Source organism: Streptomyces sp. NPDC085932, from assembly GCF_044540525.1.
In the GTDB taxonomy this organism is placed as follows: Bacteria; Actinomycetota; Actinomycetes; order Streptomycetales; family Streptomycetaceae; genus Streptomyces; species Streptomyces levis.
In genome coordinates, this window is record NZ_JBITSJ010000001.1 from 681,996 (window position 1) to 697,537 (window position 15,542).

14 protein-coding genes and 1 pseudogene are annotated in these 15,542 nt (G+C 71.1%); 4 read left to right on the top strand and 11 right to left on the bottom strand.

All coding sequences use genetic code 11. The annotated features are described in order from the left end of the window. The first annotated feature begins 80 nt into the window (after positions 1-80). The 3 genes and pseudogenes from ACIGAQ_RS02635 (at position 81) to ACIGAQ_RS02645 (ending at position 2,748) form a co-directional block, all read left to right on the top strand. Positions 81-1,562, top strand: coding sequence for an AlkA N-terminal domain-containing protein (locus ACIGAQ_RS02635; RefSeq protein ID WP_399778638.1), 1,482 nt, complete (start codon positions 81-83; stop codon positions 1,560-1,562). A 9-nt stretch (positions 1,563-1,571) separates the two neighbouring features. After that, positions 1,572-2,054: a methylated-DNA--[protein]-cysteine S-methyltransferase gene (locus ACIGAQ_RS02640; RefSeq protein WP_362282334.1), complete on the top strand. Its 483-nt coding sequence runs from the start codon at positions 1,572-1,574 to the stop codon at positions 2,052-2,054. A gap of 51 nt (positions 2,055-2,105) precedes the next feature. Then, positions 2,106-2,748: pseudogene (locus ACIGAQ_RS02645) on the top strand (VOC family protein). On the opposite strand, the gene ACIGAQ_RS02650 reads toward ACIGAQ_RS02645, so the two are convergent. From ACIGAQ_RS02650 to ACIGAQ_RS02660, 3 genes are all read right to left on the bottom strand, one after another. After that, positions 2,699-3,463 carry an SIR2 family NAD-dependent protein deacylase gene (locus tag ACIGAQ_RS02650; RefSeq protein WP_399778640.1) on the bottom strand — a complete coding sequence of 255 codons (765 nt, stop codon included), beginning with the start codon at positions 3,461-3,463 and terminating at the stop codon, positions 2,699-2,701. The pseudogene ACIGAQ_RS02645 and the gene ACIGAQ_RS02650 sit on opposite strands and share 50 nt — an antisense overlap. A gap of 85 nt (positions 3,464-3,548) precedes the next feature. Beyond that, the gene (locus ACIGAQ_RS02655; RefSeq protein ID WP_311680891.1) at positions 3,549-4,040 is read right to left on the bottom strand and encodes an NUDIX hydrolase; all 492 of its coding nucleotides are present in this window, start codon (positions 4,038-4,040) and stop codon (positions 3,549-3,551) included. A 44-nt stretch (positions 4,041-4,084) separates the two neighbouring features. Further along, a complete protein-coding gene (locus tag ACIGAQ_RS02660; RefSeq protein ID WP_399778643.1) occupies positions 4,085-5,158 on the bottom strand; it encodes an ADP-ribosylglycohydrolase family protein in 1,074 nt (357 codons plus the stop codon). Between the two features lie 178 nt (positions 5,159-5,336). Between ACIGAQ_RS02660 and ACIGAQ_RS02665 the strand changes: the two genes are divergently transcribed. Then, positions 5,337-6,455, top strand: a complete 1,119-nt coding sequence (locus ACIGAQ_RS02665; protein ID WP_399780631.1) for a glycerate kinase — start codon at positions 5,337-5,339, stop codon at positions 6,453-6,455. Between the two features lie 121 nt (positions 6,456-6,576). Here ACIGAQ_RS02665 and pssA read toward each other — a convergent pair whose 3' ends face one another. The 8 genes from pssA to ACIGAQ_RS02705 all read right to left on the bottom strand — a co-directional run bounded on the left by pssA (position 6,577) and on the right by ACIGAQ_RS02705 (position 15,522). Then, positions 6,577-7,359, bottom strand: coding sequence for a CDP-diacylglycerol--serine O-phosphatidyltransferase (pssA, locus tag ACIGAQ_RS02670; protein ID WP_050810223.1), 783 nt, complete (start codon positions 7,357-7,359; stop codon positions 6,577-6,579). Between the two features lie 58 nt (positions 7,360-7,417). Then, positions 7,418-8,074, bottom strand: coding sequence for a phosphatidylserine decarboxylase (locus ACIGAQ_RS02675; RefSeq protein WP_053671161.1), 657 nt, complete (start codon positions 8,072-8,074; stop codon positions 7,418-7,420). 170 nt (positions 8,075-8,244) lie between these two features. Beyond that, positions 8,245-9,450 (bottom strand): acyl-CoA dehydrogenase family protein, encoded by a 1,206-nt coding sequence (locus ACIGAQ_RS02680; RefSeq protein WP_094056016.1) that lies wholly within the window; start codon positions 9,448-9,450, stop codon positions 8,245-8,247. Between the two features lie 2 nt (positions 9,451-9,452). Further along, positions 9,453-9,965 carry a MaoC family dehydratase gene (locus tag ACIGAQ_RS02685; protein WP_311680907.1) on the bottom strand — a complete coding sequence of 171 codons (513 nt, stop codon included), beginning with the start codon at positions 9,963-9,965 and terminating at the stop codon, positions 9,453-9,455. 5 nt (positions 9,966-9,970) lie between these two features. Further along, the gene (locus ACIGAQ_RS02690; RefSeq protein WP_362282344.1) at positions 9,971-10,933 is read right to left on the bottom strand and encodes a CoA ester lyase; all 963 of its coding nucleotides are present in this window, start codon (positions 10,931-10,933) and stop codon (positions 9,971-9,973) included. Further along, positions 10,930-12,978, bottom strand: coding sequence for a protein meaA (locus ACIGAQ_RS02695; RefSeq protein ID WP_311680909.1), 2,049 nt, complete (start codon positions 12,976-12,978; stop codon positions 10,930-10,932). The genes ACIGAQ_RS02690 and ACIGAQ_RS02695 overlap by 4 nt, the downstream gene beginning before the upstream one ends. A 10-nt stretch (positions 12,979-12,988) precedes the next feature. Further along, positions 12,989-14,332 carry a crotonyl-CoA carboxylase/reductase gene (gene ccrA / locus ACIGAQ_RS02700; RefSeq protein ID WP_311680910.1) on the bottom strand — a complete coding sequence of 448 codons (1,344 nt, stop codon included), beginning with the start codon at positions 14,330-14,332 and terminating at the stop codon, positions 12,989-12,991. Positions 14,333-14,712: 380 nt separating this feature from the next. After that, positions 14,713-15,522 (bottom strand): TetR family transcriptional regulator, encoded by an 810-nt coding sequence (locus tag ACIGAQ_RS02705; protein WP_399778647.1) that lies wholly within the window; start codon positions 15,520-15,522, stop codon positions 14,713-14,715. Positions 15,523-15,542 lie beyond the last annotated feature (20 nt).

Genomic DNA, 15,542 nt, shown 5'->3' on the forward strand with positions numbered 1-15,542 from the left:
CCCGGTGTGCGGGTCGCGTCCCGAGGTCGATGTCGGATTCTCGCCAGACCTCGCCCCGTCGCGTGCCCGATGCTGGGGGCATGCAGATGGGGATGCACACCGACACCGAGCGCTGCGTGCGCGCCGTGCGGTCGAAGGACGCGCGCTTCGACGGCTGGTTCTTCACGGCCGTCCTGACGACCGGCATCTACTGCCGTCCGAGCTGCCCGGTCGTGCCTCCCAAGCCGGAGAACATGGTCTTCCACCCGAGTGCGGCGTCCTGCCAGCAGGCCGGGTTCCGGGCGTGCAAGCGCTGCCGGCCCGACACCAGCCCGGGTTCCCCGGAGTGGAACCAGCGCGCCGACCTGGTGGCCCGGGCCATGCGGCTGATCGCCGACGGCGTCGTGGACCGCGAGGGCGTGCCCGGACTCGCCGCCCGGCTCGGCTACAGCACCCGCCAGATCGAACGTCAGCTCCTCGCCGAACTCGGCGCCGGCCCGCTCGCGCTCGCCCGCGCCCAGCGCGCCCAGACCGCCCGGCTGCTCATCGAGACGACGACCCTGCCCATGGCGCAGATCGCCTTCGCCGCGGGCTTCGCCTCGATCCGCACCTTCAACGACACCGTCCGCGAGGTCTTCGCCCTGTCCCCGAGCGAACTGCGCACCCGCGCCCCGAAGCGGCAGGGCCCGAGCACGCCCGGCGCGCTCTCCCTGCGGCTGCCGTTCCGTGCCCCGCTCAACCCCGACAACCTCTTCGGCCACCTCGCCGCGACGGCCGTACCCGGCGTGGAGGAGTGGCGGGACGGCTCCTACCGGCGCACCCTGCGCCTGCCCTACGGGCACGGCATCGTCACCCTCGCGCCGCGCCCCGACCACATCGCCTGCCGCCTCACCCTGGGTGACCTGCGCGACCTCACCGTCGCCATCAGCCGCTGCCGACGGCTGCTCGACCTGGACGCCGACCCCGTCGCCATCGACGACCAGCTGCGCACCGACCCGGTCCTGGCGCCGCTGGTCGACAAGGCGCCCGGGCGGCGCGTCCCGCGCACGGTGGACGAGGCGGAGTTCGCCGTGCGGGCCGTGCTCGGCCAGCAGGTCTCCACCGCCGCCGCCCGCACCCACGCGGCCCGCCTGGTCACCGCGCACGGCGAACCGGTCCACGACCCCGAGGGCGGCCTCACCCACCTCTTCCCGGCCCCCGAGGCCCTCGCGGCGCTCGACCCGGAGACCCTGGCGATGCCCCGCACCCGCCGCACGACCTTCACGACCCTGGTCCGCCGGCTCGCCGACGGCGACCTCCACCTCGGTGTGGAGAGCGACTGGCCGCGCACCCGCGCCCAGCTCCTCGACCTGCCCGGCTTCGGCCCCTGGACGGCCGACGTCATCGCCATGCGCGCCCTGGGCGACCCCGACGCCTTCCTCCCCACCGACCTCGGCATCCGCCGCGCCGCGCGGGACCTCGGCCTGCCGTCCACGCCCGCGGCGCTCACCTCGCGCGCGGCCGCCTGGCGCCCCTGGCGGGCCTACGCGGTCCAGTACCTGTGGGCGACCGACAACCACCCGATCAACTTCCTTCCGGTATAGGGACGTTCCATGAAGCAGCACACCGTGACCGACAGCCCCTACGGCCCCCTCACCCTCGTCGCCGACGACGGCGTCCTGTGCGGCCTCTACATGACCGGGCAGCGCCACCGCCCGCCGGAGGAGACCTTCGGCCCCCGCGACGACACCCTCTTCGCGGAGACGGAGGAGCAGCTGAAGGCGTACTTCGCGGGCGAGCTGCGGGAGTTCACCGTCCCGCTGCGCCTGACCGGCACCCCCTTCCAGCGCCTGGTCTGGGAGGAACTGCGCCGCATCCCCTACGGCGAGACGCGCACCTACGGCCGGCTCGCCGACGCCCTCGGCAGCCCCGCCGCCTCCCGCGCGGTCGGCCTCGCCAACGGCCGCAATCCCATCGGCATCATCGTCCCGTGCCACCGTGTCATCGGCGCGAACGGCAGCCTCACCGGCTACGGCGGCGGCCTGGAACGCAAGCAGCGCCTGCTGGACTTCGAGCGCGGAGCGGCTCTTTTCTGACCGGTCCGGCCGCCCCGCCACCTCGGCTTCTACACCGCCCTCGGCCTCGAGGTGACGTACGCGCAGCGCAGCCCCCATCCGTACGCGGTGGTGGAACGCGGCGCCATCGAGCTGCAGTTCTTCGCGATGAAGCACTACGAGCCGGCCGGCTCGTACAGCACCTGCTACGTCCTGACCGACGACGTCGACGGCAAGTACGAGGCGTTCCGGTCCGGGCTCAAGGCGGCGTACGGCAGGATCCCCCACCCGGGGGCTGCCCCGGCTCGGGCCCTTGAAGGACATGCCCTACGGCGTGCGGCAGTTCCTCATGACCGACCCGGGCGGCAACTGCGTCCGGATCGGACAGCGCACCGGAGCGCACCCCGGCCACGGGCCCGCGCCCGCGGAGACGTTCGCCCGGGCCCTGCACCACGCGTCCCTGCTGGCGGACTCCAAGGCGGACCCGGCCGCGGCCGCGAAGGTCGTCGACCGGGTCCTGGCCCTCACCGACGAGACACCGACGGACGTACGGCTGGTGCAGCTGCTCGTCCTGCGCGGGGACGTCGCCGGACGGCTCGGGGACGAGGACGGGGCGGACCACTTCCTGACCCGGGCCGCCGCGGTCCGCCTCGGCGACGCCGAGCGCGAGGCGGCCCGGGACGCGCTCAGCCGGCTGGAGGACCTGCGGGACCTGCGGGCCGGCCCCCGGCCATGAGCCCGCGCAGCAGCTCGGGCAGGGCCGTGCCGATGGGGTCGCGGACGATCTCGTCGGCACGGTCGTCGTAGGGCGTCGGCTCGGCGTTGACGATGACCAGCCGGGCCCCGTGATCGGCGGCGACACCGGCCAGGCCGGCCGCCGGCTGCACGTGAAGGCTCGTGCCGACGGCGACGAAGACCTCGCAGGCCTTGCTGATCGCGGCCGCCTCGCCGAGGACGACCGGGTCGAGGCGCTCGCCGAACATCACGGTCGCCGTCTTCAGGATCCCGCCGCACTCCCGGCACGGCGGATCGTCCTCACCGGCCTCGATCCGGGCGAACGCCTCCTCCATCGGGCCGCGCGCGTGGCAGCCGGTGCAGACGAAACTCCGGGCCGTGCCGTGCAGTTCGAGCACCTTGCGGGCGGGCATCCCGGCCTGCTGGTGCAGCCCGTCCACGTTCTGCGTGATCACCCGTACCGGCACCCCCGACCGCTCAAGATCGGCCACCGCCCGGTGCGCGGCGTTCGGCTCGGGGCGCAGGGCGTGGGTCTCCAGCCGCATCCGCCACGACCGGCGCCGGATCTCCGGGTCGCCCATGTAGTACTCGTACGTGACGAGCTTCTCGGCGTCCGGATCCCGCCGCCACAGCCCGTTCGGGCCGCGGTAGTCGGGGATGCCGGAGTCGGTGCTGATCCCGGCACCGGTGAGCAGGGCGACAAGGGGCTTGGCCATGTCGGCGAGGGTAGGCCGGGCCGCGGGGCGACCGCGAACGGATATCGGGCAGCACACCGCCGCAGCCCCCCGGCCGGGCGCGGCGTCAGGCCACCCGGTGGCCGTTCTCCAGCTCGGCCGTACCGGAGCCGTCGGCGAGGACGTCCAGGCCCGCCAGGACCCGGCGGCCGAGGGCGCCCGGCAGGTGGTCGGTCAGCTCCGCGCGCGGGACCAGGCGCCAGGACAGCAGTTCCTCCTCCTGGAGGCGGATCGCCTTGAGGTCGTCCTCGCCGAGCACCCCGCCGTCGTACAGGTACGCCACCAGCGGCGGACGGCCCGTGCCGGGCACCCAGTCCACCGCCAGCAGCCGGCCGGGCTCGCGGTCCAGGCCGATCTCCTCGGCCGTCTCGCGCCGGGCGCCCTGCCGCGGGGTCTCCCCGTCGTCGGACTCGACGGTGCCGCCCGGCAGCGCCCAGCCGTCCCGGTAGTTGGGCTCCACGAGCAGGACCCGCCCCTCACCGTCCCGGAACAGCGCGGCGGCGCCGACGAGGACGCGGGGCAGGGACGCGATGTAGGCGGCGTAGTCCAGGGTGCTCATCCCGGCAGGATAGCGGCGGGGCACGTCAGGGGGGGCCGGCGGAATCAGCCCCCGGCCTCCGCCAGCCGCACCGTCCGCTCCGCCAGCTCGCTGATCCGTACGCCGTCGAAACCGAACACCGCGCTGCGGACCGTGTCCTCCAGCGGGACTGTCCACTGGTCCGGGATGGCCGCGGCCCCGCCGAACACGCCCGCGACCGAGCCGGCCGTCGCGCCGTTGGAGTCGGTGTCCAGGCCGCCGCGCACGGTCAGCGTGATGGTGCGGGTGAAGTCGCCGTCGCCGTAGAGCAGGCCCGCCGTGAGGACGGCGGCGTTCGGGACGGTGTGGATCCAGCCCATCCCGGCGGTCTCCTCGGCGACCGTGCTCAGTGTGTCCTCCCACGGCATCCGGGTGTCGTGCAGGGAGGCGACCCGGCGGACGGTGCGGGCCAGACGGCTGCTCGCCGGGATCACGGTCAGGGCCTCGTCGACGGCGTGCCGCACGGTGGGCGCCGTGAACGCCGCCGCGATCAGCGCCGCCGCCCACATCGCCCCGTACACGCCGTTGCCGGTGTGCGAGAGCACCGCGTCCCGCCGGGCCAGCGCGGCGGCCCGGCGCGGCACGCCGGGGCAGGTCCAGCCGTGGATGTCGGCGCGGATCAACGCCCCGATCCACTCCTGGTACGGGTTGTCGTACGTCGCCGTCAACGGAGGCTTGAGCCCGTTGGCGAGGTTGCGGTACGCGGCCCGCTCGGCCGTGAAGGTCTGCAGGTAGGGCAGCCGCAGCAGCCACAGGTCGCCGACCTGCTCGGTGCTGAAGCCGAAGCCGTGGGTCTCCAGCAGGTCCAGGCCGAGGATCGCGTAGTCGACGTCGTCGTCACGGCAGCTGCCGTGGATGCGGCCGCGAACGCACTGGCGCCACTCCGGGCGCAGCTCGAAGCCGTCGTGCTCGCTGATCGGCTCGGGCAGGTAGTCGGTGAGGGGGAGGGCGGCGGCCTGCCTCAGATAGCGGTCGATGCGGTCGCGGGTCCACACCTCGCCCTGCTCCACGGGCTTGCCGAGCATGTTGCCCGCGATGCGGCCCTGCCAGCCGCCGAGGATGCGGTTCGCCAGGTCTGTCTCGGTGCGTGCGGGGGTCATGGTTACGGTTTACCCGTTCCGGGGCGCGGTCCGAGGGCTGGGCAGAGGCTGACGGCCGGGGCGTCCTCCGGTTAAGGTCGCAGCGGCGCGACTGGCCTTGACATGCGTGAGGGCCCGGAGAGCAAGGGGAGTGCAAGTGGCGGACGCTGCAGTGAGCGGCACCCGGAGGATCCAGCGGGTGCTCGTCGCCGCGGACAAGTTCAAGGGGTCGCTGACGGCCGTGGAGGTCGCCGAACGGGTGACCGCCGGACTGCGCCGGGCCGTGCCGGGCCTCCAGGTCGAGGCGCTGCCCGTGGCCGACGGCGGCGACGGGACCGTGGCCGCGGCGGTCGCGGCCGGGTTCGAGCGCCGGGAGGTACGGGTCGCCGGTCCCCTCGGCGACGAGGTGACGGCGGCGTTCGCGCTGCGCGAGGGCACCGCCGTCGTGGAGATGGCCGAGGCCAGCGGGCTGCAGCGGCTGCCGGCCGGGGTCTTCGCCCCGCTCACGGCGTCGACGTACGGCTCCGGCGAGCTGCTGCGGGCCGCCCTGGACGCGGGGGCCCGCACGATCGTCTTCGGGGTCGGCGGCAGCGCCACCACGGACGGCGGCGCCGGGATGCTGTCGGCGCTGGGCGCCCGTTTCCTGGACGTGGACGGCGAGCCGGTGCCCCCGGGCGGCGGTGGCCTGGCCGGACTCGCCTCGGCGGATCTGTCGGGGCTGGACCCGCGCCTCGCCGAGGTCGAACTGGTCCTCGCCAGTGACGTCGACAATCCCCTGACCGGACCGAAGGGCGCGCCCGCGGTCTACGGGCCGCAGAAGGGCGCCTCACCGGACGACGTCGAGACCCTGGACGCCGCCCTCGCACACTTCGCGAAGGTCCTGGAGGGCCCGGCCGGCCCCCGGGCCGCCGAGTACGCCGCCGCGCCGGGCGCGGGCGCCGCCGGCGGCATCGGCTACGGCGCGCTGCTGCTCGGCGCCCGCTTCCGTCCCGGTATCGAGGTCATGCTCGACGTGCTGGGCTTCGCCCCCGCGCTGGAGCGCGCCGACCTGGTGATCACCGGGGAGGGCTCGCTCGACGAGCAGACCCTGCACGGCAAGGCCCCGGCGGGCGTGGCTGCCGCGGCCCGGGCCGCAGGCAAGGACGTCGTGGCGGTCTGCGGCCGCCTCGCCCTGCCCCCGGAGGTCCTGGGCCGCTCCGGTTTCCGCCGCGCCTACCCCCTGACGGACGCCGAACCGGACGTGGCGAAGTGCATCGCCGAGGCGGGCCCGATCCTGGAACGCGTCGCGGAACGGATCGGACACGACTTCCTGACCTGAGCCGTCGGCTCCGTGCGCCGCCCCGGCCGCGGGGCGGACCGGCGGCAGACACGACGAAGGCCCCGAGCGGATCGCTCGGGGCCTTCGTCGTCGTTCCGTCGCTACGGACACCGCTGCGCCGTCACGGCAGCTGCGCCGCCCGGGCCTCGCGCCTGTTGTCGCGGAAGTTGTTCACCCGCCGGGCCGTCGCGAACAGCGGGATCACCGCCCCCATGACCAGCTGCAGCGCGCAGCCGGTCTGCAGCAGCAGCTGGCCGCTCGGCGCGTCGAACGCCCACGCCGCCAGCAGGCCCATGCTCAGCACGATCCAGGAAAGCATCGCGACCGCGAGTCGACCCCGAGGTTTGGGGTATTCCACACGGGACACCATCAGCCACGCGGTCCCCAGAATCGCCAGCAGCGTCGCCACGAAGGGCAGCTCCAGCAGAACGATGGACACCACCGTCAGCGCGCCGAACGGCGAGGGCATGCCCTGGAAGGTGCCGTCCTTCACTGTGACGCACGAGAACCGCGCGAGCCGGAGCACCACCGCCAGCAGGACGACGATCGCCCCGACCGCCGCCACCCGCTGGTGCGCGTCGTCCGCGACCATGCCGTACACCAGCACGAAGTACGCCGGCGCCAGCCCGAAGCTGATCAGGTCGGAGAGGTTGTCCAGCTCCGCGCCCATGGGCGAGGAGCGCAGCTTGCGCGCCACCAGCCCGTCGAAGAGGTCGAAGACCGCCGCGCAGAGCATCAGGATGACCGCGGTGGCCGCGCTGTGGCGGGCCATGCCGGTCTCCTGGCTGCCCGTGAGGTGCGGGATCAGAATGCCCGTGGTGGTGAAGTACACCGCCATGAAGCCACATGTGGCGTTGCCGAGCGTCAGGGTGTCCGCTATCGACAGGCGCAGAGAGAGGGGCATCTCCTCCTCTTCGTCGACCTCGTCGACCTCCGGGACCCAGCCGGCCTTGGTGTCAGGATCAATCACGGTCAATGCGAGTCACCCCAGCCACGGTCTTCTGCCCGACCTCGACCGCGACCTCCACGCCCTCGGGCAGGTAGAGGTCGACGCGCGAGCCGAAGCGGATCAGGCCGATCCGCTCGCCCTGCTCGACCTTGGTGCCCTCGGGCAGGTAGGGAACGATGCGGCGGGCGACCGCGCCGGCGATCTGGATCATCTCGATGTCGCCGAGCTCGGTGTCGAAGTGCCAGACGACGCGCTCGTTGTTCTCGCTCTCCTTGTTGAAGGCGGGAACGAAGCCACCGGGGATGTGCTCGACCGACGTCACCGTGCCGGCCAGCGGGGCGCGGTTCACGTGGACGTTCAGCGGGCTCATGAAGATCGCGACGCGGGTGCGGCCGTCCTTCCACGGCATGATGCTCTGCACCACACCGTCGGCGGGCGAGATGACCCGGCCCTGGGTGATCTCGCGCTCGGGGTCGCGGAAGAACCACAGCATTCCCGCCGCGAGCGCGGTGGCGGGAACGGCGACGGCCTTCGCGGCGCCGGAGCGGCGGGCGCGGGCCAGGCTGAGGGCTGCGGTGGCGACGGTCGGAAGGAGCCACGGCGATGCTCCGCGCGCGAGGCGTACGCCGGCCCGGCTGTCGCGAGGTGCAGAGGTTTGGCTGTGGGGCATGGATGACCTTCGTAGCGGATGATGCCGCACTCTGACGGGGGACGGCGGCTTTCCGGCGATCGTAGCGGCTCGGGGCCGTAACTGGGTAAGCCAGGCAGCCGAGTCGGCGGCCGAAGAGTGCTGACGGGGTGTGATCTTCTTCTCCAAGAAAACACCCCGTATCCGGACATTCAGCCCTGGAATCGATACTCCTCGAGCAGGCGCCTGCCGATGATCATTTTCTGGATCTCGGCGGTACCTTCACCGATCAGCAGCATCGGCGCCTCGCGGTAGAGGCGTTCGATCTCGTACTCCTTGGAGAAGCCGTAGCCGCCGTGGATCCGGAAGGCGTCCTCCACGACCTCCTTGCAGTATTCGGAAGCAAGATACTTCGCCATACCGGCTTCAAGGTCGTTTCGTTCCCCGGAGTCCTTTTTGCGTGCTGCGTTCACCATCATCGCATGCGCGGCCTCGACCTTGGTAGCCATCTCGGCCAGCTTGAACTGGATCGCCTGGTGCTGGGCGATCGGCTTACCGAAGGTGTGACGCTGCTGCGCGTACTGGACGCCCAGTTCGAACGCACGCTGCGCGACGCCGCAGCCACGGGCCGCGACGTTCACGCGGCCGACTTCGACACCGTCCATCATCTGGTAGAAACCACGGCCGGTGACCCCGCCCAGCACGCGATCCGCAGGAATCCGCAGGCCATCCATGATGAGTTCGGTGGTGTCGACCCCCTTGTACCCCATCTTGTCGATCTTGCCGGGAATGGTGAGGCCGGGCCGGACCTCGCCGAAGCCGGGCTCCTTCTCGACGAGGAAGGTGGTCATCGACTTGTGGGGTGCGGTGCCCTCGGGGTGACCTTCGTCACTTCGCACCAGAACGGCCACCAGGGACGACGTTCCGCCGTTCGTGAGCCACATCTTCTGGCCGTTCAGGACGTACTCGTCGCCGTCCTTCACCGCCTTCGACGTGATCGCGGACACGTCCGAGCCGAGACCCGGCTCCGACATCGAGAAGGCGCCCCGGATGTCGCCGGCCGCCATCCTCGGCAGGAAGTGGTCCTTCTGCTCCTGCGTGCCGTGCTGCTTGAGCATGTACGCCACGATGAAGTGGGTGTTGATGATGCCGGACACCGACATCCAGCCGCGTGCGATCTCCTCGACGCAGAGGGCGTAGGTCAGGAGCGACTCGCCCAGACCGCCGTACTCCTCGGGAATCATCAGGCCGAACAGGCCCAACTCCTTCAGCCCGTCGACGATCGCCTGCGGGTACTCGTCGCGGTGCTCCAGCTCCGTGGCGACCGGAATGATCTCCTTGTCGACGAAGTCCCGGACGGTGGACAGGATCTCCTGCTGGACGTCCGTCAGACCGGCGGTCTGGGCGAGTCGCGCCATGACTACTTCTCCTGCTCTCGCAGCTCCGGGCGGCCGGGCTGCTCGCCGCCGCGCTCCTTGATGTACGTCTCGGTCGGCACCATCACCTTGCGGCGGAACACGCAGACCAGGGTGCCGTCCTGCTTGTAGCCCTTGGTCTCGACGTAGACGATGCCGCGGTCGTCCTTCGACTTCGACGGCCACTTGTCGAGCACCGTCGTCTGGCCGTAGACCGTGTCGCCGTGGAAGGTCGGCGCCACGTGCCTGAGCGACTCGATCTCCAGGTTGGCGATCGCCTTGCCGGAGATGTCCGGCACGCTCATGCCGAGCAGCAGGGAGTAGATGTAGTTGCCCACGACGACGTTCCTGCCGAAGTCGGTCGTCTTCTCCGCATAGTTCGTGTCCATGTGGAGCGGGTGGTGGTTCATGGTGAGGAGACAGAACAGGTGGTCGTCGTACTCCGTGACCGTCTTGCCCGGCCAGTGCTTGTACGTCGCGCCGACCTCGAACTCCTCGTAGGTGCGTCCGAACTGCATCGCGCTCAGGCCTCCGGGATCTCGAACGTGCTGGTGCGCTGCATGCCGGCGGCGCGTCCCTTGCCCGCGATGACCAGGGCCATCTTGCGGCTGGCCTCGTCGATCATCTCGTCGCCGAGCATCGCCGAGCCCTTCTTGCCGCCCGCCTCGGACGTGTAGTAGTCGTACGCGTCCAGGATCAGCTCGGCGTGGTCGTAGTCCTCCTGGGACGGCGAGAAGATCTCGTTGGACGCCTCGACCTGGCCGGGGTGCAGCACCCACTTGCCGTCGAAGCCGAGCGCGGCGGCGCGCTGCGCGACCTCGCGGTAGCCGTCGACGTTGCGGATCTGCAGGTAAGGGCCGTCGATCGCCTGGAGGTTGTTGGCGCGGGCGGCCATCAGGATCTTCATCAGGATGTAGTGGTAGGCGTCCGCCGGGTAGCCGGGCGGCTGCTCGCCCACGACCAGCGACTTCATGTTGATGGAGGCCATGAAGTCGGCCGGGCCGAAGATGATGGTCTCCACGCGCTGGGAGGCCTGCGCGATCTCGTTGACGTTGTTCAGGCCCTGCGCGTTCTCGATCTGCGCCTCGATGCCGATCTTGCCGACCTCGAAGCCCATCGTCTTCTCGATCTGCGTCAGCAGCAGGTCGAGGGCGACGATCTGCTGCGCGTCCTGGACCTTCGGCAGCATGATGCAGTCGAGGTTCTGGCCGGCCCCCTCGACGACCGTGACGACGTCGCGGTACGTCCACTCGGTCGTCCAGTCGTTGACCCGGACCACGCGCGTCTTGCCCGTCCAGTCGCCCTCGTTGAGGAACTTGACGATGGTGTGCCGCGCCTCGGGCTTGGCCAGCGGGGCGCAGGCGTCCTCCAGGTCGAGGAAGACCTGGTCCGCCGGGAGGCCCTGGGCCTTCTCCAGGAAGCGCGGGTTCGAGCCCGGTACCGCCAGGCAGGAACGCCGGGGGCGAAGGCGGTTGACCGTGGTCATGCGGGGACCTCCAGGGGGTCGAGCTTGTTCGCTTTCCGGATCTCGTCGACGATGCGGCCGATGATCCCGGTGATGTCGAAGTCCTTCGGGGTGAAGACCGCGGCCACTCCGGCTTGCCTGAGCTGCTCGGCGTCACCATTCGGGATGATGCCACCGGCGATCACCGGGATGTCTGTGGCACCGGCCACACGGAGCCGTTCGAGGACGTCCGGCACCAGCTGGGCGTGCGAGCCGGACAGGATGGACAGCCCGACCGCGTGCACGTCCTCCGCGAGGGCCGCGTCCACGATCTGCTCGGGCGTCAGGCGGATGCCCTGGTAGACCACCTCGAAGCCGGCGTCCCGGGCGCGCACCGCGATCTGCTCGGCGCCGTTGGAGTGCCCGTCCAGGCCCGGCTTGCCGACCAGGAAGCGCAGCTTGCCCACGCCCAGGTCCTCGGCCGTCAGGTCCACCTTGCGGCGCACCAGGGCGAGCGTGCTGCCCTCCTCGACGGGGACGGCCACCGGCGCCGAGGAGACGCCCGTGGGCGCCCGGAACTCGCCGAACACCTCGCGCAGAGCCCCGGCCCACTCGCCGGTCGTCGCGCCGGCGCGGGCGCACTCCAGGGTGGCCTCCATGAGGTTCTCCGTGCCGCGGGCCGCCTCCTTCAGCCGCTCCAGGGCCTTGCAGGGCCGCGGGTGGTTGAAGGGCGGCTGGTAGCGGCTGTCGCGCCATTGCTGCAGCGCCTCGATGACCCGGGCCTCCACCGCCGGGTCCACCGTCTGGATCGCGGTGTCCAGGTCGGCGGTGAGCGGGTTGGGCTCGGTGCCCTCGAAGATGTTGACGCCGACGATCTTCTCCTGGCCGGACTCGATCCGGCCCCGCCGCTCGGCGTGCGAGGCGACCAGCTGCGACTTGAGGTAGCCGGACTCGACGGCCGCCATCGCGCCGCCCATCTCCTCGATGCGGTCCATCTCGGCGAGCGCCGCCTCGACCAGTCCGTCGACCTTCTCCTCGATCACCTTCGAGCCCTCGAAGATGTCCTCGTACTCCAGCAGGTCGCTCTCGTACGCCAGCACCTGCTGGATGCGCAGGGACCACTGCTGGTCCCAGGGGCGGGGCAGGCCGAGGGCCTCGTTCCAGGCGGGCAGCTGCACGGCACGCGCGCGGGCGTCCTTGGAGAGGGTGACGGCCAGCATCTCCAGCACGATCCGCTGGACGTTGTTCTCCGGCTGCGCCTCCGTCAGGCCCAGGGAGTTGACCTGGACGCCGTAGCGGAAGCGGCGGTGCTTGGGGTTCTCGATGCCGTACCGCTCGCGGGTGACCTTGTCCCAGATGCGGCCGAAGGCGCGCATCTTGCACATCTCCTCGATGAAGCGGACACCCGCGTTCACGAAGAACGAGATCCGGCCGACGACATCGCCCATGCGCTCCTGCGGCACCTGGCCGGAGTCGCGCACGGCGTCGAGCACGGCGATCGCGGTGGACATCGCGTAGGCGATCTCCTGCACCGGCGTGGCGCCCGCCTCCTGCAGGTGGTAGCTGCAGATGTTGATCGGGTTCCACTTCGGCAGGTGGGAGACCGTGTACGCGATCATGTCCGTCGTCAGGCGGAGGGAGGGTCCCGGGGGGAAGACGTGCGTCCCCCGGGACAGGTACTCCTTGACGATGTCGTTCTGGGTCGTGCCCTGGAGCTTGGTGATGTCCGCACCCTGCTCCTCGGCGACGACCTGGTAGAGCGCCAGCAGCCACATGGCCGTGGCGTTGATGGTCATCGAGGTGTTCATCTGCTCCAGGGGGATGTCCTGGAACAGCCGGCGCATGTCACCGACGTGCGCGATCGGCACGCCGACCCGGCCCACCTCGCCGCGGGCGAGGATGTGGTCGGAGTCGTAGCCGGTCTGCGTCGGCAGGTCGAACGCCACCGACAGACCCGTCTGGCCCTTGGCGAGGTTGCGCCGGTACAGCTCGTTGGACGCCTCGGCCGTGGAGTGACCGGCGTACGTGCGCATGAGCCACGGCCGGTCCTTCTCCCGCCTGCCTTCGGCGGGCTGACGCTCAGTCATGCAGCGCTCCTCAGATGTTCCGGAAGCGGTTGATGGCGTCGATGTGCTGGGCGCGCTTGGCCTCGTCGCGCACGCCCAGGCCCTCCTCGGGGGCCATGCACAGCACGCCGACCTTGCCCTGGTGCAGGTTGCGGTGCACGTCGAAGGCGGCCTGGCCGGTGTCCTCCAGGGAGTACACCTTGGACAGGGTCGGGTGGATCTTGCCCTTCGCGATGAGCCGGTTGGCCTCCCAGGCCTCGCGGTAGTTGGCGAAGTGCGAGCCGATGATCCGCTTCAGGGACATCCACAGGTAGCGGTTGTCGTACTCGTGCATGTAGCCCGAGGTGGAGGCGCAGGTGGTGATGGTGCCGCCCTTGCGGGTGACGAAGACGGACGCGCCGAAGGTCTCGCGGCCGGGGTGCTCGAAGACGATGTCGATGTCCTCGCCGCCGGTGAGCTCGCGGATGCGCTTGCCGAAGCGCTTCCACTCCTTGGGGTCCTGGGTGTTCTCGTCCTTCCAGAACTTGTAACCCTCGGCGTTGCGGTCGATGATCGCCTCGGCGCCCATGGACCGGCAGATCTCCGCCTTCTGCGGGGAGGAGACGACACAGATGGGGTTGGCGCCGCCGGCCAGCGCGAACTGCGTGGCGTAGCTGCCCAGTCCGCCGCTCGCGCCCCAGATGAGCACGTTGTCGCCCTGCTTCATGGCGGCGCCGTTGCGGGAGACCAGCTGCCGGTAGGCGGTGGAGTTGACCAGGCCGGGAGCGGCGGCCTCCTCCCAGCTGAGGTGGTCGGGCTTGGGCATGAGCTGGTTGGACTTCACCAGGGCGATCTCGGCGAGGCCGCCGAAGTTGGTCTCGAAGCCCCAGATCCGCTGCTCCGGGTCGAGCATCGTGTCGTTGTGGCCGTCGGACGACTCCAGCTCGACGGACAGGCAGTGCGCGACGACCTCGTCACCGGGCCGCCAGGCGTTGACGCCCGGGCCGGTGCGCAGGACGACGCCCGCGAGGTCGGAGCCGATGATGTGGTACGGCAGGTCGTGGCGCTTGGCCAGGTCGCTGGTGCGGCCGTAGCGCTCCAGGAAGCCGAAGGTGGACAGCGGCTCGAAGATCGACGTCCACACCGAGTTGTAGTTGACCGAGGAGGCCATGACGGCCACCAGGGCCTCGCCCGGGCCGAGCTCGGGCAGCGGCACCTCGTCCAGGTGGATCGACTTGCGGGGGTCCTTGTCGCGCGTGGCGAGCCCGGCGAACATCTCCGTCTCGTCCTTGTGCACGGTGATCGCGCGGTACGACTCGGGGAGCGGGAGGGCGGCGAAGTCCTCCGACGTGGAGTCGGGCGACTGGATCGCGGCCAGGATGTCCTTCACGGTCACGGTGTTGCCTCCGGCGGTGAGCGCCCTGAGGGAGGGGCGCCGATGGTTACGTCGGTGCTGCTGAGGGTCGGGAGGGTGCCGTCGGTTCGGCGGTGGTGCTGTTCGGCAGCGCTGGTGGCGCGGGAGGTTGCCTGTGACGCAGGCGTCCGGGGCGGACGGGCGCGGAGCCCGTTGGGACGCCGCCCGGACCCCTTCAACGTATGACACCGCGTGTCACCCCGCAAGGCACTGAGTGCCAGAACTTGCTCTCAGATGAAATCTTTGCGTAACACATGAGCGATGATCGATCGAACGGCCTCGCCGAGGCCCCGCAAAAAGGCCCCTGACATGCCAAAACGGCCACCCCGAAGGGTGGCCGTCATCACAGTGCGGTGAGCCGCTCAGCGCTCCTTGAGCGCCTGCTCGATCGTCCGCATGACCTCGTCCAGCGGGGCGTCGGTGCGGGCGACCGTGACCAGCACCTCACCCTGCGCCGAGGCCGTGGCCGCGGCCGGCTGCGGCTCCGCCGAGCGCCCGGCGCCGATCCCGGTGCCGAAGGTCCGGCGCACGATGGCGAAGGCGTGGTCGAGCTGCGCCTCCACGTCCCCCTGCCCGCCGGCCCTCAGCCAGCGCCGCAGGACGTGGTTGTGGGCGGTGACGACCGCCGACGCGGCGACCTCCGCCAGCAGCGGGTCGTCGTTGGCGTCGTCGGCGTGCGCGCGCTCGTCGAAGTGGCCGAGGAGGTAGCGGGTGAACAGACGCTCGTAGCGGGCCACCGACGCGATCTCCGCCTCGCGCAGGGTGGGCACCTCGCGCGTCAGCTTGTAGCGGGCGACCGAGATCTCCGGCCGGGCCGCGTACATCCGCATGACTTCCTTGATGCCGCGGCACACCGTGTCGAGCGGATGCTCGTGCGCCGGGGCGGCGTTGAGCACCGCCTCGGCGCGGATGAGGGTGTCGTCGTGGTCGGGGAAGATCGCCTCTTCCTTGGAGCGGAAGTGGCGGAAGAAGGTGCGGCGGGCGACCCCGGCCTGGGCCGCGATCTCGTCGACGGTGGTCGCCTCGTACCCCTTGGTCGCGAACAGCTCCATCGCGGCGGCCGCCAGTTCCCGGCGCATCTTGAGCCGCTGGGCGGCGGCACGGGAGCCTGCGGCACGTTCCGGCGCGTCGGTCGTAGCTGGTGTACGTGCGGACTTGGCGGGCTGGGACATGCCCTGAACGTACTGCATGT